We start from the raw sequence: 23,001 nt of genomic DNA, 5'->3' as shown, positions 1-23,001 counted from the left end.
ATGCACGACACTATCGAACGCCTTGCCGACGGCACCTTGGTCTTTCTGCCTGAGCGACTCAATAGTGATCCGGCCGTATTGCGCGGCTTGACCAATGATGAGATGTGGGTAGCACTCGGTACTGGCGCCGTCATTGGCCTGATGCTGGGCGGTCCCCTGGCGATCGCCACTGCTTCCATTGCCGTGGCGCCCACCAGCATGATCGGGGGCATGGCGGTGGTGTTATTTGTCGGTGGTACGCTACTGCGTCGAGCCAAACGGGCCCGGCCAGAGACCTGGTTGTACCGCAAGCTCGAATGGATACTGGCCAGTCGTTGGCGCCTGGGTCGCGGGAGTTTAATCCTTCACTCCGGCGCCTGGACGGTTCGCCGTTCGCGTCGACTGCGCCCTGCTCTGTCCCGGTGGCAGCCATGAGCCGTTTTCGGAACAAGGTGGATGCACAACAGGCTCATATCCTCAGCCTGCGCCTGGCGGTAATGATCCTCGCCTTGGTCTGTGCCGGACTCTGGTATGGCTGGCGCTCGGCTCCGGCCGATCTGACCGTGCATGTCCCCCCAGATCTGCGCTCAGGCAGCACTCGCAAGTGGTGGGATATCCCCTCAGAGAATGTCTATGCCTTCGCCCTATACATCTTCGGTCAACTGAACCGTTGGCCTACGGATGGCGAGCAGGATTACCGCCGCGCTATCTACAGCCTGCAGTCCTACCTGACGCCCGGCTGCAAGGCCTTCTTCGACGGCGATTACGAGTATCGCAAGGCCGCCGGCGAACTGCGCCAGCGGGTGCGTGGCGTCTACGAAATTTTGGGCCGAGGCTATAGCGAAGATCCGGAACTCAGGGTCACGCAACTCGACCGCGACAGCTGGCTGGTCAAACTCGACCTCAACGCTGATGAGTATTACGCCGCCGAACCGGTGAAACGGGTGGTGGTGCGTTATCCATTGCGTGTGGTGCGTTTTGATCTGGACCCCGAACGCAATAAGTGGGGGCTGGCACTGGATTGTTATCAGGGCACTCCGCAAAATCTCTCCCTGCCTGGGAGTGAGCCATGAAGCGGATGTCTACCCAGGGCCTCACAGTCGCACTGATGCTATGGGGAGCGGCAGCGCAGGCCGTCGAACTGATGCACTGGGAACGCCTCCCGCTCGCGGTCCCACTGGTGACCAATCAGGAGCGGGTGATCTTTGTCGATGAGGCTGTTCGCGTCGGTTTCCCCTCAACCCTGACGGGCAAGCTGCGCGTGCAATCAACCGGTGGCACGCTGTACCTGCGAGCGTCGGAAGCCATTGCACCGACCCGACTGCAACTGCAATCGGTCGCGACGGGGGAGATCATCCTCCTGGACATCGCGGCCACGCCTGGCGATCAACCGTTGGAGCCCGTGCGTATACTCAAGAATGCTCAGGTTCAAGCTACCGAGGCTGAATCTAGCACCGCCCCTGTTCCAGAACGCACACCGGTTCCGGTCGCGTTGACGCGCTACGCCGCACAGAGCCTGTACGCGCCGTTGCGCACCGTGGAGTCCCCGCCCGGTGTACGCCGCGTCCCGCTCAAGCTGCGCACCGAACTGCCAAGCCTGCTGCCAACCGAAAACGTGTCCGGCACACCCATCGCCGCCTGGCGACTCGGGGAGTACTGGGTGACGGCGGTGAGGTTGCGCAACCGCGGTGCAGTGACGGTGCAACTCGATCCGCGCCAGCTTCAGGCCAAGTTGTTCGCCGCGTCCTTCCAGCATGCGTTTCTTGGGCCTGTCGGCAGCCCTGAAGACACCACGATTGCCTACCTCGTCACCCGCGGTGCTGGCCTCGATCGTGCCGTGCTGCTTCCGCCCGTTGAGCGAGGTGCTGACGATGAAAGCTAACGCCTTGCTCAAATGGCTGGTACCGGCTCTGCTACTAGGCGTGGTGTTCATCATCCTGAAAACCTGGGTCGCGGGTGGTGCCACGCCTTCGCCAGAAAGACCGAAGGCTCAGGACAACCTCCAATTATCCGCCGAGCAGGCCAAGTCGCTCGGTATTGCGGGTGATACCCCACGCGACACGGTTGCCACCTTGGTCGGCCAGGTGAAGGCCATGCGCAGCGACATGCTCGGCCTGAAAAAACACAACGATTCGCTGCAGGCGGAGAACAACCGCCTTCGCGAGCGGGAAAATAGCGTCGATTCGCGCATCCAGACCGCGCTTGGCAGCGTGACCCAGCAGGTAGACGATGGCCGCCGCCAAGCCAACGAAGCCCGACTCAAAGCGGAACAAGACAGTCGCCAGGCCCGTGGTCTGCTGATGCAATTGCAGGAACAGCTGTCGGGGCTGAGCGGCAAAGGCAAGGAAATGCCGGTCGGATTAGGGCTTGAGCCGGGCGACGGGGCGCAGTTCGAAGGACAGCATTCTGCCAACGATGCGCTGCAGTGGATTGAGCCCTCGGATGCTCTTCCCACGGACGCCCAGGGCAAAGCCAAGAACCCGTCCGCCCTGAGTCTGCCTACTGCGTTCAACTCACTGGAGGGTTCGAAGGACAACGCCATCGACCGCAGCCAGAAGCAGTTACGCGAGGTCGCCAAGGATGAACGTGATCTGACACGCTCCGCTGATCGTACCGAAGGCGCGAAGCCGGTCTACACCATTCCCGAAAACGCGACATTGATGGGCTCAGTCGCCATGACCGCGCTGATCGGTCGGGTCCCGGTGGACGGCACCGTGAATGATCCCTACCCCTTTAAGGTGCTGGTCGGTCCGGAGAACCTGACAGCCAACGGCATCGACCTGCCGGACGTCGCAGGGGCCGTGATGAGCGGTACAGCCTCCGGCGACTGGACCCTGTCGTGCGTACGCGGACAGGTCGAGTCAATTACCTTTGTGTTTACCGACGGCACTATCCGCACGGTGCCTCAGCCGAAGGCAGTAGACAGCCGCAACGCCTCCACCGCCCAGAGTTCGAACACCGACAAGATTCGTGGCGGGCTCGGTTACCTGTCCGATCCGTACGGTATTCCTTGCATTGCCGGTGAGCGCCGCTCGAACGCCCAGCAATACCTCGGCAGCCAAAGTCTGATCACGGCGGCTGGCGCAGGTGTCGCGGCCTTGCTCGGGGATGAGCAGAACAACAGCAGTGTGATCAGTTCGGGCGGCAGTACGCTCGGGGTTACCAACAGCACAGGCAACAGCGCGCTGAATTCAATTCTCAGTGGTGGGGTCAGCGACATCCGCGAGTGGATCAACGAACTGTATGGAGAGGCCTTTGCTGCCGTGTACGTGCCACCGGCCGCCCAAGTCGCGCTACACCTCGACCATGAGATCACCATCGACTACGAGCCCAAGGGCCGGAGCGTTCGCCATGAAAAAGACCATGCTTCTCTGCCTGACCTGGATTAGCGTGCTTTGCTTAGTCCTGGCGGGGTGCTCCACCGACAAGGAGACGATGCTGCCCCATGGCGAGCAAACCATGCTGGACATCTGGAACGGCGCCGGTTCGCAAGGCACTCAGCAGCAACTGCTGGATGCTCGACAGCAGTTACGCCGCCCGCTGGCTCAGTCAGATGTCTCCGCGGCTCTCCAGGAACCATACACTCGCACAGCGGCGAATGAGATCCGCAACCTGTTCCCTCGTCTGCCCAATCCCGATCTGGTGCTTTACGTGTATCCGCACTTGAGTGGTACCGAGCAGGCTCCGGTGCCGGGTTACTCAACCGTCTTTCCGTTCTACCAACGTGTGCAGTACGCATTACCCGATGAACGTCAGGAAGACTTGTAGTGCGTACCGGCGATGCGGGTGACCGCACTCCTGCGTGGAAAGCCTGGCGCCACCCATTGCGCCCACGTGCCACCTTGGCCGATGAAGCCGCACTGTACGCGCACAACCCCAGCTTCACCGATCACCTGCCTTGGGTCGAATACCTCGATGCCGAGCAGTGTTTTCTGCTCGATGACAATCGCTCGGTGGGTGCGGTGTTCGAGTTGCTGCCCATCGGCACTGAAGGGCGCGAACCCGATTGGCTGATGGCGGCCCGTGATGCCCTAGAAGATGCCCTGCAGGACAGTTTCGATGAACTGGATCAAGCGCCTTGGGTGGCGCAGTTTTTCTGCCAGGATGACAACGACTTCACACCCTATTTGACTCGGCTCACCGATTACATTCAGGACAGCGCGCGAGGCACGGTCTTCACCGAAGCGTATTTGGAACTCAGCCGCCGTCATCTGAAGGCGATTTCCAAGCCCGGCGGGCTATTTGAGGACAAGGTGGTGACGCGCCTGCCCTGGCGTGGTAATAACCGACGGGTGCGCCTGGTGGCCTATCGCTGGCTTGAGTCTGCCGCTGAGGAGACAGGACTCACCCCAGTGCAATCTCTGCATCAGGCTTGCGAACGGATCGCGGCTTCGTTGCAGGCGTGCGGGGTGCAATCGACGCGAATCGATGGCCGCGGTCTGTATGACTGGTTACTGCCCTGGTTCAATCCAGCTCCCAGGCTCACTGACGAAGCGCCCGAGGAGTTCTACCGCCAAGTGGCCTATCCGGAGTCGGGCGATGGCGAGTCGCTAGAACTGCCCTTCGATCATGACTTCGCCGAGCGACTGTTCTTCAACGAACCGCGTTCGGAGGTGCAGCGCGGACTCTGGTACTTCGATGGTCAGCCCCATCGGGTGATGGTGGTGGACAAGCTGCGGCGGGCGCCCTTGATTGGCCAACTCACTGGCGAAACCCGCAAGGGCGACGCGGTGAATGCGCTGTTCGACCAGTTGCCTGAAAGCACGGTGATGAGCCTGACTCTGGTGGTCAAACCTCAGGATGGGCTTGAGGATCATTTGAACCGCCTGGCCCGCAAAGCCATCGGCGAAAACCTGGCCTCGACCCAGACCCGCCAGGATGTCGACGAGGCTCGCGCGATCATCGGCCGTCAGCACAAGTTGTACCGGGGCACTCTGGCATTTTACGTGCGCGGTTACGATGAACAGCAATTGCACCAGCGATCGGTCAGCCTGGCCAACGCGCTGTTGGGCGCGGGGTTGCAACCGGTACGCGAAGGCGATGAAGTCGCCGCCTGCAACAGCTACCTGCGTTGGTTACCGATGGCTTACAACCCGGCCCGCGATACGCGCAACTGGTACACCCGCCTGATGTTTGCCCAGCACCTGGCGAATCTGATTCCGATGTGGGGCCGCAGCACCGGCACCGGCCACCCAGGTATCACCCTGTTCAATCGTGGTGGTTCGCCGTTGAGTTTTGATCCGTTATCACGCCTGGACCGAGCAATGAATGGTCATCTGCTGCTGTTCGGCCCCACCGGCGCCGGCAAGTCGGCTACTCTGGTCACCTTACTGATGCAGGTCATGGCCGTGTACCGCCCTCGCCTGTTTATCGTCGAGGCCGGCAACTCATTCGGCTTGCAGGGCGACTACTTCGCGAAACAGGGGCTGTCGGTCAACAAGGTCCAATTGAAACCTGGCGCCTCGGTCAGTCTCGCACCGTTCGCCGACGCTTGGCGCCTGGTCGAGCAGCCAGATCAGGTGGCGAGTCTGTCGATTGATGAGTGGAACGATGAGGCGGTAACCAATCGTGAAGACCAACGTGATGTGCTCGGCGAATTGGAGATCACCGCCCGGCTGATGATCACTGGAGGCGAGGCCAAGGAAGAGGCGCGCCTGAGCCGGGCCGATCGCAGCCTGATCCGTGAGTGCATTCTCGATGCGGCGCAGACTTGCGTCACCACGGCCCGCCAGGTACTGACCCGCGACGTGCGTGACGCCTTGCTGCGCGTCGCTGCTGACCCGCATTTGCCAGAGAAGCGTCGCGAGCGTGCCCAGGAAATGGGCGAGTCCATCGACCTGTTTTGCCAGGGTTTTGAGGGCGAATTGTTCGATCGCGAGGGCACGCCTTGGCCCGAGAGCGATGTGACCATTGTCGATCTCGCGACTTACGCTCGCGAAGGCTACGAAGCGCAGATGTCCATCAGCTACATCAGCCTAATGAACACCGTGAACAACCTCGCCGAACGCGACCAGTACCTGGGGAGGCCAATCATTATGGTCACCGACGAAGGCCATATCATCACCAAAAACCCGCTGCTGGCGCCATTCGTGGTCAAGGGCACGAAGATGTGGCGCAAGCTCGGCGCTTGGTTCTGGCTGGCGACGCAAAACCTTGCCGACTTTCCCACTGCCGCGCAGACCATGCTCAACATGATCGAGTGGTGGATTTGTTTGAACATGCCGCCCGCGGAAATCGAAGAGATCGCACGGTTCAAGAAACTCACGCCGGCACAGAAAGCATTGCTGCTGTCCGCCAGCAAGGAGCCGGGTAAGTACACCGAAGGGGTGGTGCTATCGAAGAAGCTCGAAACGCTGTTTCGGGCCGTGCCGCCAAGTCTTTATCTCGCCCTGGCCATGACGGAGCCCGAGGAAAAAGCCGAGCGCTGGACACTGATGCAGGAGAACGGCTGTTCAGAGTTGGAAGCGGCGTATCGAGTAGCTGAACGGATCGATAGAGCGCGAGGAATAGAACCTGCATAGGTAAATCTATTCAGGTATCGCGCTCTAAAACGAGCGACAGGTCATTGCGATGCGCCTCGAAGCCGCTGCTGAATCCTCAACAAGAATCCGGCTTCAAAAGCATCTTGGCAGTCACCGACAGGAAAGGTCTTGCGTGTTTGCGCCAGCTCCCACCACAGTGGAATCTCGCTGGGCGTATCAAGCCAAGCCTGAGCGCATTGCACGCCACGTTCGATCATTGGGGCAAATTCGTTGCCCCAAGGCGTCAGAAGACTTGGGCAACCATCTGCCGCAGGAATTGAAATGTAGTTTTCGTCCATACACACCCTAAATTTCTGATTTTATTGTTAGACGCTGGACCCAGCAGCGAAATCATAACGAAACCAAATGAACGCTCGATAACAGACATCAGCAGCAAATGGCCTAGATCAATACCAATGTAGACTATATCCCGTGGATTGAGAGTCCCTCAAGGCGCAATTTGCGCGCATGACTCAAGACTACGAACAGCTTCGTCTGCAGCTTGCGGAAAACATCCGCTTGATGCGACGCATAAAGAACCTTACCCAAGAGCAGTTAGCGCTCATGGCCGAGGTGGATCGTACCTACGTCAGTCAAATCGAACGATGCACGGGCAATCCGTCGCTGATGGTCCTGTGCAAACTCGCCAATATTCTCGAGGTTACGACGGATCAGCTACTCACCGAGCCAGACGCCCTTCGCCGTGCGTTGAGCATCGAATAGCTACCTCCCTGAAAATCCTTGTAAACCGACAACGCCAGCTTCAGCTTTATCACTGACGGTGTAGGTTCAATCATTGAACGTGTCCAGACCATTAGCCCAAAGAGCCTGGATCATGCCTGTCGTATGCCCGTCAATTGCGCCCCAGAAGCTACGACCTTTGGCGCTGAGCATCCTGCTGGCGTGCGGGCCAAGCGTGGCGCTGGATACCAGCAGCATCACGTCCTCGGTGTTGTCGCCAAATTGCCTCGCCTACAGGGTCATCGGCATTTGTTTCTGGCTCCTCTGCACGCCCTTCGGCTGCACAGTCAAAACCTCGACCAAGGTTCGTCATTTCATTCCTGAACTCGTGGTCTCGAGCTATGCAACCACCGGCAATAACCCATGGACGGAGATGGCTACCCTCTCCTCTCCCATTGGCGGTGCGGAAGGTGGCGGCAACCTGATCACGCCGAACACCCACCGCGACAACTTGCCTCGCTTCAAAAACGTTGATGGCATCGGTCATCCAGGTGGCTGGGCTGCCACGCAACTGGCCTCGCAATCCGGCTACGCCTGCGCCAGCGGCGCTACTGCGTTCATGCCCTACTACCTGAGCACCCTGGACTCGCTGGCTTGGCGCCATGGTATACCGGAAAGTCTTTACCCCGAGTCGCTCATGCCGGGGATCCGTGAAGTTGGTAGTCAGTCCTCGGGAAACATGTGGGGCAACGTCTGTCCCCGTCAGGGCTTTCTAGTACAGCCTGACGATTTCAAGGCGGCCGCAGTCATGGCGCAACGGGCGGGCGATGTGATTACCCGCAGCTGGCAACCTCATGTGTACCTACCGCTCACGCCCGCCAAACGCGACGGCTACTGGCCGCCTGGTCCTATCGTTGAAAACGATGCATCAACCCACAAATGGCAATTGCTCTACCCCCAGGTGCAGCCTACGTGCGCCATCTTCCCCAGCGATCCGGAACAAAGCCCGGATGGCGGCTACGCCTGGTCGCTGTGGCGTCCTTATAGCTGCTGCAAACGTGAGGGACAGACCTTCTTGTTCAGCATCGACTTCGAAGGAGGTGCTTCATGAGCCGGCTTCGCGCGCGACCCTGGTTGGGCACGATGAGTCTGGTGTTCTACGGACTGCTCGCCATGGTCACGCATGCCCACGCCGCCGAGGGCGAATACCGCCTGGGTACTCAAGGCGAAGTACTCGACGACCGAGTGATGTACACCATCGGTGGCGGCTCGGCAGTCGGCTCACCGAGTTCGCTCTACCGACCCAGTGGTCTCGGTGTCGGCGGGTCCTGGCGAGCGAACATGATGTGCGGAAACATGAGCCTCACCAACACCCTGCAAAACCAGCTGAACGGCGTCACCGAAGGTTTTCAGCAGATCATGGGCAGCATCGTGCAGAACGCGACCCAAGCGGTGATGTCGCTGCCGGCGTTGATCATCCAGCGCGCCAATCCCGGTCTCTATGAGTTGTTGAGCAACGGGGTGATGCAGGGCCGTATCGACTTCGACCGTTCCAAACTGACCTGCCAAGCTATGGCCGAGAAAATGGCGGACAAGGTCGGTCAAGCCGGCTGGGGCGCGCTGGCCAAGAACCAGGAAATGCAGGGCAATCTGGAGCAAACCGGTGGTGATGCTGTGGCCGCGGTGAAAAATACCGAGGCCCGTAACGGCAGCAATGGGGTGTCCTGGGTCGGCGGCCAGAAGGCTGGAGGTAGCGGGCAGACGCCCATCCGGGTGACCGCCGACGTGGTGCGCGCCGGCTATAACCTGCTGCATAACCGTACGGTGGATGACAGCACCTCAATCAGTAGCAGCGACTGCCTGGGCGGGGCCATTTGCCAGACCTGGGCCTCGCCCCAGGAGGAATCCGAATGGGCCGTTCGGGTGTTAGGCGAGAATGAAGTCGCGACCTGCGACACTTGCGAAACCCTGCGTGCGACCGCTGGCAGCGGATTGACGCCGCTGATCCAGGAGGCCTATAACGAGCGCCTCAAGGCCCTGCAAGGGCTGCTGTCTGACTCACTGTCGCCTACCCCTGACAACCTGGCTAAAGCCTCCAGCCCAATGCTGCCGGTGACCCGTGGTGTGATTGAAGCCCTGCGCGACGATCCCGACCAGGATCTGCTGGCGCGACGCCTGGCCAGTGAAACGGCCTTGTCCAGCGTGCTCGACAAAGCGTTGCTGCTACTGCGCACCCTGCTGGCAGGCAGTCACGAACCGAACATCGCTTCAGCCGAGCCGGCCCAGACCGCCTTGACGAAAAATATCGACGTCCTAGAGCGCGAAATACGTCTGCTACAAACCGAGCTGCAGGTCCGGCAGATGCTCGCAACCAATACCGCCAGCCTGGTGCTCGATCGACATGCGGGTGGTGCCGATGCTTCGCGTACCGTCGAGCAAGGCGACCCTGAGCCGGGCCGACTCAATGATGCTGACGCCCGGCGTAAGTGAGCCATGAAACGCTCACCGCTATTCACTCTGCTTTCAGGTCTGAGGATTGCCGCAGTGATGATCCTGACCGCCGCACTGGTCGCCTGGATCGGCCGCACTGCGCTGGGTAGTTTCGAGGTCTGGCAGCAGGCATTCGAATCCGTACGACCCTATCTCCGGGGGTGGCGTGCCCTGCTCTACGGCGCCCTCTTTGCGCTCTGGTGGGATCTGCTTCAGCGCTACCGACATCGACCCCAGGATCGACTGCGCGTGAAACGCATCGGGACATTAGGGCTCGTCCTCTTTATCTGCGTCGAACTCACCCGACTGTGAGGTCACCACCATGCTCATGAGCACCAACAGCTACCTGGAGTTTTACCTCTCTCTGCTGGCCTGGATCATCAACAACGGCCTCTGGACTGTGCTGTCCGACACCGGGCTGTTTGCCGCGCCATTCGGCGCGATTATTCTGCAAGAATGGTTGTCGGCCCGTCAGCAAGGTGCGGATGAAGGTAACAAGGGGCTACTCTCGGTGCCGCGGATCGAAAACCGGTTGTGGCTGGCCTACATCGTTGTGTTGTTCGGCTGCGCACCGGTCTTTCCGCTGAGCCTCTCGTCAATGGCGTTCGATGATGCCGCGAGCCAGCGCTGCGGTATCAGTGTGGCTAAGCCAGCAGAAACCGCCTGGGGGATCACCTTCAATACCATCGGCGAACGCTCTGCCAACGTGCCAATCTGGTGGTTTCTGGTACACGCCGTGGGCAAAGGGGTGACCGCGGCAGCCACCGCGGCTATTCCCTGCACACCGGATATCCAGCAGATGCGCATGGAGATCGACAGCTCGCGCATCGACAGTCAGGTGCTGCTGCAGGAAGTCGCCGACTTCACTCGCGATTGCTATGGCTATTCCCGTTCTCGGCTATTCACTAACCGTCCGCAACTGGACAAGGCACAAAGTCACGACGCGTCCTGGATCGGCTCAAGCTACTTTCTCGACACGCCCGGCTACTACGATACGGATCGCTCACGCACGCCGCGAGTCAGTTGGCCGTATGACGACAATCGCGATGTTTCCTTGCCGCGACTGGAGAATGGTGCGGGCTACCCCACCTGTAAGCAATGGTGGAGCGATAGCAGTGTCGGGTTGCGCGAGCGTTTGATCGGGCAAGTTGATCCCTCGTTGCTGACTCAGCTGAAAGGTTGGTTGACTGGCCGTTCGAGCAACGAGATCGAGGATGCCACCCTGCGCGAACTGGTCAGCCCGCGCCAACAATCGATGTCCATGTCGCCCGGACAGGTGTACCAAGACTATGGCTCCAGTGCTCGCGGCGGGTCGATCAATCAGGGACTTAATAACCTGGCCACCAACACTGGGCTGGCTCTCGGCTCCTTCAGCAATTTCCCTGCGATGAACGCGCTACGCGCCGCTCTGCCGATGGTGCAGGCTTTCCTGATCATGGGCGTCATCATCAGCTTGCCGCTGATCCTGCTGGTCAGTACCTACCAGCTAAAGACCGTCATGACGGTGACGTTCGCGCTGTTCACGCTGCAAATGCTGACCTTCTGGTGGGAGCTGGCCCGTTGGGTCGACTCCAGCATGCTCGACACCTTGTATAACCAAGTGTCGACTTCCAATCAGGTACTGTTGTCGCTGCCGACATCCGGATTTATGGATGGAACGGTCACGGCGCAGGTGATTGAGTATGTGATGGGGGCAATGTTCATCGTACTGCCTATGCTGTTCCTTGGTGCTATGAGCTGGACAGGATATGCAGTAGGAAACGGGATTCAAGGCATGTTGGCGAACGGCAGCAAAGCAGCAAGTGATTCAGCAAGCAAAGGTACTGATCAAATAGTGGGGGCGGCTAGCCGCTCAATTAGATGATTTGCTGTCGCCGATGTAATGCCCGTTGTCGTCGAAATCACCGATGTAGAGGTCGGCACCAAGATAGTCTGGCCCGGGTGCCGCCTCTTTGATATCCGCATCAATGGCAGCCTTGGATACCAGAAAACCAATCATAGCAATCATCGTCACCACAGAAGCGACCAACCAGAAACCGATAAGGAGCAACCCAAGGAGCAATGCCAGCTTCGTAACCAGAAAGCCCCCACGAACAAATAGCCCACCCGCAGGTATACCTGTCGCGACCGCACGTTTAGCTACGCGGGATTCAAACCCTTTCAACTTGCGATAACCACGTTTTGCGAACATACCGCATGCATATGCCCAGCGGTGTGTGCGGGAAACTTGAACTGGCTGCTGAGCCGACATGATCGCGCCCTCTTCTGAGCGTGTTCTTGTGGAAAGTTGAGATTACAGACTACTACTGAAAATCGCCCATGCTTAACCGTTTATCAGCTTGCTGGGGCGAAAAACTCTTCACTGGAAGACAGAAGACGCACCTCGTACAACAGCGCCTCTAGGGCCGTTGACCCATCCAAATCTTCCAGCTACATAGAGGATACGGATCGCTGTTATGAACAGCACCTTCCCAGGTAGCCAGAGCCTTTAAAGCTACGTCACTCCGGTGATGGTTCTTCCCAAGTGCGATTAGCGTTCGGTGGCTCGCACGGTCACGTTTCACGGTGACGAACGCCTACTCTTCTCCCGAGCGCCTCTCGAGCTCGGCTCGTCCCAAATCCTCTTGCTTTTCTTCAACCCACTGCGGGGAAACTCTTTCCCCTATGGGACAGGTTTCTTCGCTCTCAACGGAGGTACACCATGTCCGACTCGTTCACATCTGAAACACTGGATAGCCTGCGCTTGCCCGTTGTGTTCACTTCAGACGCGTGGCAACACGCAGTATTGCTCGATGGTTCAAATCATTCTGAAAAACTGCAGCTCGATAGGCTAAGCAACGTCGTACGCGCAGCCTTCAAAGCTCACCTGGCCGATCCAAACGCACCCTACGTAGTGTTCGAGATAGCCAAGTTCGGCTCATTGAGTGATGCAGAACATGAACCATTGCTGCGACTGAGCCTCAGCCTAATTCAGGCATCAGACCAACCTAACGCCGTACTGATAGCGCTTGCCGAAGAGCAGCAACGCTAAACGCAAACGGCCATACCCGGCCACTGTTCCAACTCAGGCTGTACGCAGTCTTGCACCAATCCAATCAACACCCACCGGGGAACCTTCCCCGACGGGCAAGGCGTTCCTCCGGTTTTTCGAGGGAAATGCTATGCGCAATATCTACCAAGAGGTGACAGACAAGATCGTTACCGCGTTAGACCAAGGCGTAGCGCCCTGGATCAAACCCTGGTCCTCAAATGGCTCAACTGACGTCGCTCATCACCAGCCCTATCCCATCAACGCCATCACGCAGCGTCCCTATTCGGGCATCAATTTACCGTTGCTCTGGGCCGAGGCTAGGTTGCAGGGGAAGATCGCTGGCTGACCTTCAATCAAGCCAAAAAAGCCGGCGGGCATATTCGTAAGGGTGAGCACAGCACCCTGGCAGTGCTCTACAAGCCGATGGAGCGCGAGGAACAGACCGAGTCAGGTCAACCCGTACTCGATGAAAACGGTCAGCCCAAGGTCGCTCACTTTGGCATTCTCAAGATGCATTTTCTGTTCAACATCGAGCAAACGGAAGGGCTCGAAACGCTCAACGAAACCGTGCTCGAGACAGAACCGAGCGATCCCTTCTTCCCCAACAGCGCTGCAGAAAATCTGCTGCTAAGTTCGGGCGCAAATATCATTCATCGATTTGCCGACGAAGCCTTCTACCATCCGATCAGGGATCTCATCCAACTGCCGACAAAATCGCAATTCCACGATCAAGGTGGATACTACGCCACTGCACTTCACGAGCTGACGCACTGGACCGGACACCACTCTCGGTTGCAGCGCGAAGGCGTGACATCTCCGTGTCCATTTGGCTCGCCAGGCTATGCATTTGAAGAGTTGATCGCCGAAATGGGCGCCGCTTTTTTATGTGCCTACGCCGGTATACGGGGAGAGCTTCGGCACGAGGGCTATATCGACTCCTGGCTCGGCCTGCTCAAGTCTGACAACCGCACGATTTTCCGCGCCTGTGGCCAGGCCCGATGCGCTTCGGAGTATGTGCTCAACCTGGAGCAGCAACGGAGGCAGACGGTAATGGATGACTCGCGATGCATGAACGATGGAGCTTGATCGTCACCTCACCGCTGCAAATGCTTCATAGGGTCCAACACGAGTTGGACCCTTTTTCTATGCCCAGAAAATTCCCACACTGCGGAGCTCTGACGCAAAGAACATGAAGAAATCCCGTAACCGCAGTGCGCCGTTACGTATCCAGATTCTCAGCCAGGTAATCCACCAGCTCGAGTGGACTTCGGCTGTCGATCACCTTGTAGATCAGATCACGTTTGCTTCGCGGTAGCTTCTTGACCACGCTCTTCGCCGAGGCCCTGACGGCTTCGTCTGTTCCATGGATACGTGCCGCGAGCAGCAGTATGAGCGTGGCGTCAGTGAGGTTCATGGCAAGACCCGATAAAATTCGCACCGCAGTGTACCGACACTTTCCTTTTTCGTACCAGCATGCGCATCCAATAAAACGGCACCAGGACAATCGATATTCCGATTGCCGCACAAAGGGAAACGCGTCAAAAGGACCGGTAAGGGTTGGAAGGGAATGGGGAGTCAAGGGTAAGAGCCCTATCCGAAAAGGCTAAAAGGCCACTGACTCTGCCAGTTCCCGGGAGGACCATGATGCTCAGTCTGTTTCGGCACAAAAGGCAAAAGCCTCCTCCACCACCAACCGTAAACGTCGCCGATGGGTACCTGCCCATCGAATCGTCCCAGAGCTTGTTAGCAGCCGAGCATCGCCGCCAGTTGCTTGATCGCATTTGGCAGTACACCGCCCTTTCCCATCCACAGTTCAACCAGCTCTATTTAAATCCGATCCATAGCTACGCCGAGCTGGTCCAGCAGCTTCCTGCCAGCGAGACGCACCACCATGCTTATCTTGGCGGCATGCTCGACCATGGGTTGGAGCTGGTCGCTTGTAGTCTGAAACTGCGTCAGTCGTATCTGCTGCCCACAGGTGCCGCCCCCGAAGACCAAGCCGCCCAGACCGAAGCCTGGTCCGCAGGCATCGCCTACGGCGCGTTGCTCCATGACATCGGCAAGATCGCCGTGGACCTGCTGGTCGAACGCCAAGACGGTAGCGTCTGGCATCCTTGGCAGGGATCCCTGGATCAGCCCTACCGTTTTCGCTACCTCAAGGATCGTGACTACCACCTGCACGGCGCGGGCGCAGGCTTGCTCTACACCCAGATCCTCGACCGCCCAATCCTCGATTGGCTCAGTGGATTTCCATCGCTCTGGGCCAACCTGCTGTATGTTCTAGCAGGTCAGTACGAACGTGCCGGCGTGCTCGGTGAGTTGGTGATGCAGGCAGACCGCATTTCCACCGCACAAAACATCGGTGGCAACCCGAGCAAGGCGCTGCAGGCACCGACTCATTCGCTACAACATCACTTAATCAGCGGACTGCGTCATCTCGTTCAGCACGAACTGAAACTCAACCAGCCAGGTGCCGCAGGATGGCTGACCCGGGATGCCCTGTGGCTGGTCAGCAAGACGGTCACGGATAAGTTGCGAGCTTATCTGCTGTCGCAGTCAATTGAAGGCATTCCCTCGTCCAACCTCGCGGTGTTCGACGAGCTGCAGTCACATGGATTGGTGGAGTCCACGCCGGAAGGTAAAGCCATCTGGACCGCGCTTGTGAAACAGAGAGCCTGGCAGCAGAGTTTCACTTTTCTGCGCCTTCAACCGGCGTTGATCTGGGGGAGCGAAGACCGCCCGGAAGTGTTTAGCGGCACGGTGAACATTGCAGTCGATGATCATCCGGCTGAGGCTCCGGCACCTGCACCAGCTCCCAAGGCAGGTGAAACAGGACCGCATCAGAACCAATCGCAGGAAGATCCTATGGCAATAGAGGATACCGATTATCTCGGAACGCTGCTGGACCTGTTCGAGTTGGAAGAGCCTGAGGGACGTGACGCACTGTCAGAAAGTGCTGTCGAAACTTCAACGCTTCAATCGGATAGCCCAGGCCAGGCATTCCTGAATTGGGTCAAGGAAGGCATTCTCAGCCACAAGCTGATCATCAATGACAGCAAGGCCAAAATCCACACGGTGGGTGGCAGCGTATTTCTGGTCACGCCTGGTCTCTTCCAACGCTACGCGCAGGAGTTTCCTGGGATATCGAAAAGTGCAGACCAAGAGATGGAAGAATGGCGATGGGTACAGAAGCAGTTTGAGAAACTAAAAATCCACAAAAAGCGTGACGACGGTATGAATATCTGGATCTGTCAGGTGGAAGGTCCCCGGAAGAAAGCAAAACTCAAAGGCTATTTGCTAGAAAAAGCACTATTGTTCGAAGCCGGGCCTGTGCCAGTCGACAATCCATTTCTGGAAATCGAAAGATATCAAATTTCCACAGCGTCCCCACTAGACTGAGTAGGCCTACCTCATGGGAGGACGACGACGAGGAGATTTTTATCAACACCGCTATCAAGCTGTGGAATGTGTGGTGAGGTGCTTCGCCAATCACTTGTAGAAAGGTCAGCGCAATCAGCAAACTGGAGAAGTTCTAATGGCAGGGCAAGTCATCTACCTTTTTATGTGGGGCTATCAAGTTAGCTACAGAATTCACATTCGCTCGTTGGCTCGAAATGTTTTGAAGGCGCTGGGCGCACCGGCGGAGGCAGAAGTGCTTCTCGTCGGCACTCGTAGCCCTGAAAGCAAAAACCCTAACCGTGTGTGTGTCGAGCCCGAAGATGGAAAATGGTCGCTTAACCTATTTGATGGCTTGCTCGATTCGGTCGAGTCGACTTATCGCGATCACAATCTGCAGACCACCTTTTACAGCGACGGGCCAAGCATGCGCGACAAGCCGGAATGGATCCGTCGCGATTCCGTACGCACATCAGTTGGCGAAGCACTCAAGGCCTTCGATTCCGAGCATGACGTGACATCGTTCTGCGGTGAGGTTAGGCGCATCGGTGATTACTACGTCACTCCAATCGTGCAGATTCCCAATGCAACTTTCGAACAGTTTCCCCCGTTGCCTAACAAGCCGATTGAAAATAGGCAGCAGGGATATGGATCTCGCAGCTTGATACACGCGGCAGTGTACGCAGTTCTTCGGGAAGCAACTGAAGAGTTACACAACCCAGATCCCGGGCGTTTTACTCATCGCAGCATGAGAGATGCCGAGGAAATCGTGCGTATGGCAGCAAAGGACTTTCTGCATACGCCGGGACTTTCGATCGAGCGGCGGTATTTTCATACCGATCTCTTCGACTCCTTGAACCTTGTTTCCTCTCTCATGTACGAAGGTGCAAAAGGCGTCGGTCATCTTATTCTCGTAGACCCCAACAACAAAAGCGTCGAGTTCCTCGCTGAATTCTCTGCACCAGTTTCTTTTCGTGAGCCTCGATGGGTTCGAAAAGTTTTGCAGATGGCTACGCTAGGGGTTGGAATCATTGCGGACAGCCGACACATCTATGGACTTGGGCAATTGAAGGGTTCGCATGACTACAGCGCACAAGATGCATTTACGGTTGCGTTCATAGATCACTATTTATGGGAGCTGCGCTACAGCGACCAAGTACTACTTCGCAGCCACTATGCGGTCCCAACACTTCCTCAGGAGCCTTTTGACAAGGCGGCCTTCCTCGCAAATTATGCTCGACTCTTTCCTTTGTCATCACCAGAAGATGCACTGCACTTATGGAACCTACTGATGGCGCAGATTAGTCAAGAGCACGGCAGCATGATCGTTGTCGGGGAAGACGCTGCCAGCGAAGCACACCGTCTCAGCAAACAAGGGACCAGTATCGTGCCCACCCGCCTTACTGAAGCGCTTCTCACGAGTTTCAGCGGCCTTGATGGAACGATTTTGCTCGATCCCTCGGGGATCTGCCACGCTATCGGAATTATTCTCGATGGTGAGGCGACAGAGCAATGTACCCCCTCAAGGGGCTCGCGATACAACTCAGGCGTGCGCTATGTACTGGCGCAGACTCATCGAAGGCTTGCGATTGTTGTGTCAGATGATCGTACTACCGACATCATTCCGCAGATCAGACGATTGATCAGCCGTAAGCTAATCGAAGACCATGTTGCGGGATTGGAAGCAGCGACGCTAGACAACTACCACGACCATCGCAACTGGCTAAACAACCATCGTTTTTATGTCAATCCCGAGCAGTGCGCTCGACTTAACAAAACGATCGAGAGACTGGATGCGCTTCCGAAGGAAGTAGGCTTAATCTACCTTGGAACAGAAAAATTTGAGGCGCATCCTGACATGGAAGAGAGCTATCTCACTGACTGAATGCTGAGCTTCAGTAGCAACGCCAGCGCGACCAGATCAGCGTGGTCTTACGAAATAATCATCTACTTAGGCGATCTGCATGATACTCACTGCTCGGCAGCATTACGTACCCAGGTCAATCTACTTGTGTGGAGCCACTCAAACGGAAACCTGAGACACTACGACAAACACAGGGACAAGCAATTCTCCGTGGTTCTCGTGAATGTGCTCCTTCGAAAAATTAAGCGTCCTGCCAAGGCGCCTTGCTGATCCCAAACCTTATACCGGACACTATGCGGACGAAACTCACTTCAAGCCGATTTCGAGCGCGTCAATGCCTGTATCGCGGGTAGGCGACGCGACATGAAGCAAGCAGAGATGTAAGCGGCACTAACCGCAGACGTGGGTACTCCATGAGTACACTGACTCTCGAGTCTGCAGCACCACTACAAAATGGACTCGTCAGGCGATCGGATCGCCTCAGGTACACAGTTACTGACCATTGAAGGGGTACAAACGGTGCCTCGCTCCATCCGACTGCATGTACTCCACGCATAAGTCCTGCCGCCCAACAATCGCCGCCAACATGGGCCTCCCATCTCGCCGAACAGCCGCAAGCTTCTGCCACTCGCTGAGATCTAAGCCAGATGGCGTCGGATGGTCTTCAGGGTGCGTGTGCCACTCCCCGACATACCTTACCAGCCCGTTGCTATCTCGCCACCGGCGTTCGGCGATACCTTGATGACCATCAAGCAAGCGCTCGAAAAAGTACTTCAGCCGACGATCCTTTGGCATGGGTATCGTGGCCTCTAATATCTCCAGATGGATACCCCGAACATGACCAAGAAGGATGCCGCCTGCCTCTGCGTCATTCTCGCCTTGAATGTATCGCTCGAATACTTCGATCACCTGCGGAGCGAAATACACATCCCCTTCACTAAGCGGATCTGTCCACGTACTTATGAACCGCATGCGGGACATCCGGGTCGGGGTAAGATAGTAACATCCCCTGTAGCGGGATCACGCGTACGACTAATGACTCGAGTGGATAAGGAGCCCCACAACGTTGCTCCCACCCAAGCCAAAGCAGTATCCAGGCCTAACGCGGCTGCCTGAACAGACACCGATGCAGGGTAAGCCACGTACTGTCCCTCACAGCCTCCTCCAGCGAGGACCGGACGCACACCACCGACTACTGAAAGAAATCGCTGCTCGGTTTCGTAATCGCATAAGCAGCGATAACATCCCTCAAACTGATGCTGCTTGAGAAGCGTCCGTACTGCCTCACCAGCACCTTCAATCCAGACATGAAGGAGCGGAGTCAGCCACCCGCCATTCGACAGACTACCATTCGCTTGTTGACCAGCTAGCCAGTTCCCGAGCCCCTGCTCACCGGTCGCATCAATGATCAGGTCAAACCCTGTAAGGTTGACCGAAAAGGCGTCCTCGGGAAGTGCTATGAGATTTGCTGAGGGCATTCCGATCTTCAGTTCTGCGACTACCCCTTGTGCCTTGTTTAGTTCTAACCGATTGGCGCCGAGTCGGTGACGTCCAATATTCCCAGGAGCAAGCTTCTGATTGTCGATCAGTTGCAACTCGCCTCCACCCGTGCCGGCACCTGCCTTAACCAGCAAGTCCGCAAGGTAGCCGCCGATGGTCCCGCAGCCAACGATCGCTATCCTCTTGCCTGCAAGAGTTGTCTGGCCGGGAATGTTGCGTCCGACAATATATCGATCGTCCATCCTGACCACCTGCATCAACTCAATAGGCGCTTCAAAGATCGGAGTGCCCTGATCCACCTTGGATGCGCGTTTGTACTTCTGAAGGTCCGTCACGAGGAACCCGTACTGTATCGTAGGCGCGTCAATCACAACGACGACGTCTTGCTTTCCAGCACGGTAGGTCTTGACGATTCGAGCCAGGATCTTTCGGCGACATGGAGGATCCAGTTTCGACTGCCAGTCTAGAAGCTCACCGACAGTCTTTGGCGGCCAGGCACCAATTAAAGGCCGAGGAGGAACCTTCGTCGTAATTTTCGCAGTGAGGCCAAGGAACATTTCGACGCGATCTGCTCGGTGAGCAAATTTTGATTCCGCGCGTGCCAGATCATCGGTGAAAACGAGCCCCTTCCCTTTACCCAGGCTCAGTGCAGCAACCTCGCCAGATTCAGGCCTCTCGATATCGGTGTAGCAGTAGTCACCACGCCAGAACGCGAAGAACTCCTCCTCCAGATCATCCACCCGCTCCTTGGCCATGATCTGGTCGAGAACGACTGCCGCGCGCTTCAGGGCAGCGATCGTTTGACTGATCGGCCTGTATATGTCGAACACGACTGTCCCCTCCGCCACATAGCAAAGAATGCCATCTGGCCCAACATGCGGCGCAAAGGGAAGCAGGAGCTCTGGCAACGGTTGAGGGAGAATGATCGTCGGGAATGAACGAAGCTCACGATCAATTAATACGTCGCACAGCACCAAACCAAACCGCGTTTCTAGCGAGCCTTCCACTGACAGGTAGCCCGAAACGCTTTGGGATTCCTTGCGTCGAAATCCCAAAGGTTTAATGGATTGAAGAAGCAGAGGGATTACCATTGGCCATCAACCCGACTTCGAACGCTCCAGTATTTCCAGCTCGCCTGGCTCCGGTTCGACAGCCGCCATCGTGGCGGGTAGCGCGGCTACTGGCTTGTCATCAATCAGATCCGGCCGGTTCGGAAAGCGATCACCCAACATATCTCGCATCCAGCCACAAGCTGACACCGTTGCCTCGGAGCTTGCGTTGATCGCAGCCCCAAGGTAACTCTCGAACATTTCAAACTTCTTCACCGTGTCTTGGAGTTCATCCTGAGACAGCCCGGCAGTAAGGTAAACTTCAGAGTCAATCGGGCTCAAAACACCGTCTCGCAGGGCCTTTGGGATACCCTTCACTACGTTAAGCAGCGCCTCGTCATCACGCTTATTCTCAAATTCGAAGAGTGGACAGGCGGCCGCCATTAGCAGAATCGAACTAGGTCCTTTCTCATCCCAATGTTGATCACGAAATCCCTTAATGTAACGAATCACCCGACGCAACTGTTCTCCCTTGTCCTGGACCTCCAATTCGAACCACTCTTTCATTGCCAGAGGGTCGGACTTGATCCAGCCACGATCGCATGCGAGCAAAATCTTGTCAGACGGGAGCTTCTTCCAGCTCTGTGTGGCGGCGGTGGCATTGATACCGTCCATGACTGGAATGCCACGCTCTTCCATACCGGCTTTCAAGAGCATGTACTGCACATCAGGAATCGCATAGAGCGGCAGGTCGATATGTGCGTAAGTCGAAATCACCACCCGCATACAGTTGGGTTTACGCTCCAGCGACCAACCGTTGTCGTTGCACAATGGCTTCAACACCTCATGCACCGCATCGAAGAAATCATCAATCGCTAGGTGGGGCTTCTCCTCCTCCTTCATGATGCTCAGCGGTAAATAAACCCCGTCGTCAACGTCAGATTGTTGCGGTGGAGTCTGACACGGACGATTCAGCGTTTTGTAAGCCCAGGAACCTTGAATATAGAACTTCGGTTCACATGTGTCACCTTCGTAACCTTGGTCCCGCAGAGCGCGGGGTAGGCCATCGCGTAGGGCTTGGCGAATGTCCTTCCGCGCCGCGTCTATCTTCTGCTTCTCGTCGGTCGTGAGATCCAAAGACTTCAGATACGTCGGGTGATCAGCGACCGCTCCGTCGCCATTGGGAAGGTCTTTGGTGGTGTAAAGCAAGGGGCTCAGGTTGGGCATGAAACATCTCCAGTCGATGGCTAGTGAGCACCGTGCCTGTCTTCATGCTAACCCTCGCGGTGGGAACCCTCCCCAACAACCAACCTCTTCCGTGCTGCCACAAACCGGCAATAGATTCGTAGCCAAATAACGCGCAACTGTAGCGAAGCGGACACAAGCTGGATCCAATACTGACAGACACCTACATATTGTGCAATACATGGACTAATACAGATAGAAGACACTACATATTGTGCTATCGCTACTCAGCAGCTGGACTAGCAGTGGCAGGAACCCTGGGCCCACTGCGGCGGAGGCAACACCCTAGCCAGGAAGCTTCAGGAGATGTATCAAAGGCACTCGGGAATCCCCCACAGTTTGCAAATAGAATCTGCCCTGCTTAGAAGGAAGCTCCAGCAGAACTCGCTCCTTTTTGGAAGGTGGCTCAAATGATCGGCCCAGCCTGAGCTAGCCAGCGAATGGCCGAGGCAGCGATTGAATTACTTCAGTCGCTCAAAGAAAATCATACCCGCCGTGTTTAAGCCCTTGTTCCAGTTCCGATTCGTCCAATACTCCCCATCAAGAGTTACCCCCCCATCCCCGTCATGAACCTCCAATCGCGCCGAACCGAGATGGCAGCCGCTATCCGTTACTTCCGGATTTCGGGTGACGTTAAGGTATGAATAGTTGAGTTCAATGGTTCCGTGCTCTGGATCGCGCCGTACTCCCACAATCGTGGTGCTCGACTTTGAGTATTTATCATCAGACTGAAACTTCATCCGTATGCCGAACAAGCGGGATGTAATGGTGACCTTGCCTTGCTTTTCAAAAAGCGCTTCGCCAGTCGGTTGGCCCGATAGCTGCCTGACCACGTTCCAGTTCGACCGGATGGTTACCAGCCAGTCCCCATCAATAGGTGGGAAAAAATTCCGAAGAAAGGGCAGCTTGCAGATCCAAGGGAACATAGGTGTCTGACCCACGCCAAGCAGGACGACCGTTGAAACGCCTACCGCCACCTTGGTTACTGACCAAAAAGCAGAAAAGCCACTGAACACCTCAGGCAGGCGCCAGAAGCTCAGCCCCCCGAAAACAATGAAACACAATAGGGCGAAGTAACTAAGACACTTTTGAATACCAAGCACCTGATACATGAAAACACCTCTACGACTAGCCAGCACTCACAGTACACCGTTATGCATAACTGGCGCACACTCCACGGGAGTCATGGAGCTTTTTTGTACGCCAGCGGCCTTCCTGTCGGGAAGGCCGCAAGCGTCCTGCCAA

The 23,001-nt window shown here is 56.9% G+C and carries 21 protein-coding genes and 1 pseudogene; 15 read left to right on the top strand and 7 right to left on the bottom strand.

The window, feature by feature from the left end; all coding sequences use genetic code 11:
- Genes GH769_RS06705 through GH769_RS06680 form a run of 6 tightly spaced genes read left to right on the top strand, consistent with a single transcriptional unit; the run spans window position 1 to window position 6,500 of the window.
- On the top strand, window positions 1-414 hold the full coding sequence (locus GH769_RS06705; RefSeq protein ID WP_153649516.1) for a TIGR03750 family conjugal transfer protein: 414 nt from the start codon (window positions 1-3) through the stop codon (window positions 412-414).
- The gene (locus GH769_RS06700) at window positions 411-1,052 is read left to right on the top strand and encodes a PFL_4703 family integrating conjugative element protein (protein WP_153649515.1); all 642 of its coding nucleotides are present in this window, start codon (window positions 411-413) and stop codon (window positions 1,050-1,052) included. Before GH769_RS06705 ends, GH769_RS06700 begins: the two co-directional genes overlap by 4 nt.
- Window positions 1,049-1,861, top strand: coding sequence for a TIGR03749 family integrating conjugative element protein (locus GH769_RS06695; RefSeq protein WP_153649514.1), 813 nt, complete (start codon window positions 1,049-1,051; stop codon window positions 1,859-1,861). Before GH769_RS06700 ends, GH769_RS06695 begins: the two co-directional genes overlap by 4 nt.
- Window positions 1,851-3,368 carry a TIGR03752 family integrating conjugative element protein gene (locus GH769_RS06690; protein ID WP_153649513.1) on the top strand — a complete coding sequence of 506 codons (1,518 nt, stop codon included), beginning with the start codon at window positions 1,851-1,853 and terminating at the stop codon, window positions 3,366-3,368. The genes GH769_RS06695 and GH769_RS06690 overlap by 11 nt, the downstream gene beginning before the upstream one ends.
- Window positions 3,331-3,747, top strand: a complete 417-nt coding sequence (locus tag GH769_RS06685) for a TIGR03751 family conjugal transfer lipoprotein (protein ID WP_153649512.1) — start codon at window positions 3,331-3,333, stop codon at window positions 3,745-3,747. Before GH769_RS06690 ends, GH769_RS06685 begins: the two co-directional genes overlap by 38 nt.
- A complete protein-coding gene (locus GH769_RS06680; RefSeq protein ID WP_153649511.1) occupies window positions 3,747-6,500 on the top strand; it encodes a conjugative transfer ATPase in 2,754 nt (917 codons plus the stop codon). The genes GH769_RS06685 and GH769_RS06680 overlap by 1 nt, the downstream gene beginning before the upstream one ends.
- A gap of 41 nt (window positions 6,501-6,541) precedes the next feature.
- Here the strand turns inward: GH769_RS06680 and GH769_RS06675 are convergent, their stop codons facing one another.
- Complete coding sequence (locus tag GH769_RS06675; RefSeq protein ID WP_153649510.1) at window positions 6,542-6,799, bottom strand: LasR-specific antiactivator QslA; 258 nt, start codon at window positions 6,797-6,799, stop codon at window positions 6,542-6,544.
- Window positions 6,800-6,968: 169 nt separating this feature from the next.
- Here GH769_RS06675 and GH769_RS06670 point away from each other — a divergent pair, with 169 nt between their 5' ends.
- From GH769_RS06670 to GH769_RS06650, 5 genes are all read left to right on the top strand, one after another.
- The gene (locus GH769_RS06670; protein ID WP_110656628.1) at window positions 6,969-7,223 is read left to right on the top strand and encodes a helix-turn-helix domain-containing protein; all 255 of its coding nucleotides are present in this window, start codon (window positions 6,969-6,971) and stop codon (window positions 7,221-7,223) included.
- A 112-nt stretch (window positions 7,224-7,335) separates the two neighbouring features.
- Window positions 7,336-8,292, top strand: coding sequence for a TIGR03756 family integrating conjugative element protein (locus GH769_RS06665; RefSeq protein WP_153649509.1), 957 nt, complete (start codon window positions 7,336-7,338; stop codon window positions 8,290-8,292).
- Complete coding sequence (locus GH769_RS06660) at window positions 8,289-9,671, top strand: integrating conjugative element protein (protein WP_153649508.1); 1,383 nt, start codon at window positions 8,289-8,291, stop codon at window positions 9,669-9,671. The genes GH769_RS06665 and GH769_RS06660 overlap by 4 nt, the downstream gene beginning before the upstream one ends.
- Before the next feature lie 3 nt (window positions 9,672-9,674).
- Window positions 9,675-9,983 (top strand): hypothetical protein, encoded by a 309-nt coding sequence (locus GH769_RS06655; protein WP_153649507.1) that lies wholly within the window; start codon window positions 9,675-9,677, stop codon window positions 9,981-9,983.
- Between the two features lie 10 nt (window positions 9,984-9,993).
- Window positions 9,994-11,535 carry a conjugal transfer protein TraG N-terminal domain-containing protein gene (locus tag GH769_RS06650; protein WP_153649506.1) on the top strand — a complete coding sequence of 514 codons (1,542 nt, stop codon included), beginning with the start codon at window positions 9,994-9,996 and terminating at the stop codon, window positions 11,533-11,535.
- Here the strand turns inward: GH769_RS06650 and GH769_RS06645 are convergent.
- Complete coding sequence (locus GH769_RS06645; RefSeq protein ID WP_153649505.1) at window positions 11,524-11,922, bottom strand: DUF3742 family protein; 399 nt, start codon at window positions 11,920-11,922, stop codon at window positions 11,524-11,526. The two genes, GH769_RS06650 and GH769_RS06645, sit on opposite strands and share 12 nt — an antisense overlap.
- Window positions 11,923-12,372: 450 nt before the next feature.
- Between GH769_RS06645 and GH769_RS06640 the strand changes: the two genes are divergently transcribed.
- Both GH769_RS06640 and GH769_RS06635 read left to right on the top strand, forming a co-directional pair.
- A complete protein-coding gene (locus GH769_RS06640) occupies window positions 12,373-12,702 on the top strand; it encodes a hypothetical protein (RefSeq protein WP_153649504.1) in 330 nt (109 codons plus the stop codon).
- Between the two features lie 130 nt (window positions 12,703-12,832).
- A pseudogene (locus GH769_RS06635) lies at window positions 12,833-13,788 on the top strand (ArdC family protein).
- 133 nt (window positions 13,789-13,921) lie between these two features.
- Here GH769_RS06635 and GH769_RS06630 read toward each other — a convergent pair.
- Window positions 13,922-14,116, bottom strand: coding sequence for a hypothetical protein (locus GH769_RS06630; protein WP_027912535.1), 195 nt, complete (start codon window positions 14,114-14,116; stop codon window positions 13,922-13,924).
- A gap of 230 nt (window positions 14,117-14,346) precedes the next feature.
- Between GH769_RS06630 and mobH the strand changes: the two genes are divergently transcribed.
- Window positions 14,347-16,101 (top strand): MobH family relaxase, encoded by a 1,755-nt coding sequence (gene mobH / locus GH769_RS06625; protein WP_153649961.1) that lies wholly within the window; start codon window positions 14,347-14,349, stop codon window positions 16,099-16,101.
- 136 nt (window positions 16,102-16,237) lie between these two features.
- Complete coding sequence (locus GH769_RS06620) at window positions 16,238-17,983, top strand: hypothetical protein (protein WP_153649503.1); 1,746 nt, start codon at window positions 16,238-16,240, stop codon at window positions 17,981-17,983.
- A 471-nt stretch (window positions 17,984-18,454) separates the two neighbouring features.
- Here GH769_RS06620 and GH769_RS06615 read toward each other — a convergent pair whose 3' ends face one another.
- The 4 genes from GH769_RS06615 to GH769_RS06600 form a co-directional block, all read right to left on the bottom strand.
- A complete protein-coding gene (locus GH769_RS06615; RefSeq protein ID WP_153649502.1) occupies window positions 18,455-18,934 on the bottom strand; it encodes a Mov34/MPN/PAD-1 family protein in 480 nt (159 codons plus the stop codon).
- Window positions 18,922-20,553: a ThiF family adenylyltransferase gene (locus GH769_RS06610; RefSeq protein ID WP_153649501.1), complete on the bottom strand. Its 1,632-nt coding sequence runs from the start codon at window positions 20,551-20,553 to the stop codon at window positions 18,922-18,924. Before GH769_RS06610 ends, GH769_RS06615 begins: the two co-directional genes overlap by 13 nt.
- Before the next feature lie 6 nt (window positions 20,554-20,559).
- Window positions 20,560-21,738 carry a cyclic GMP-AMP synthase DncV-like nucleotidyltransferase gene (locus GH769_RS06605; RefSeq protein ID WP_153649500.1) on the bottom strand — a complete coding sequence of 393 codons (1,179 nt, stop codon included), beginning with the start codon at window positions 21,736-21,738 and terminating at the stop codon, window positions 20,560-20,562.
- Window positions 21,739-22,217: 479 nt separating this feature from the next.
- Window positions 22,218-22,868 carry a hypothetical protein gene (locus GH769_RS06600; protein ID WP_153649499.1) on the bottom strand — a complete coding sequence of 217 codons (651 nt, stop codon included), beginning with the start codon at window positions 22,866-22,868 and terminating at the stop codon, window positions 22,218-22,220.
- Between the last annotated feature and the right edge of the window lie 133 nt (window positions 22,869-23,001).

Source organism: Pseudomonas sp. CFSAN084952, assembly GCF_009648855.1.
Lineage (GTDB): Bacteria > Pseudomonadota > Gammaproteobacteria > Pseudomonadales > Pseudomonadaceae > Aquipseudomonas > Aquipseudomonas paracarnis.
The sequence above is the reverse complement of the archived record's forward strand: the minus strand, read 5'-3'. Positions and strand labels throughout refer to the sequence as shown.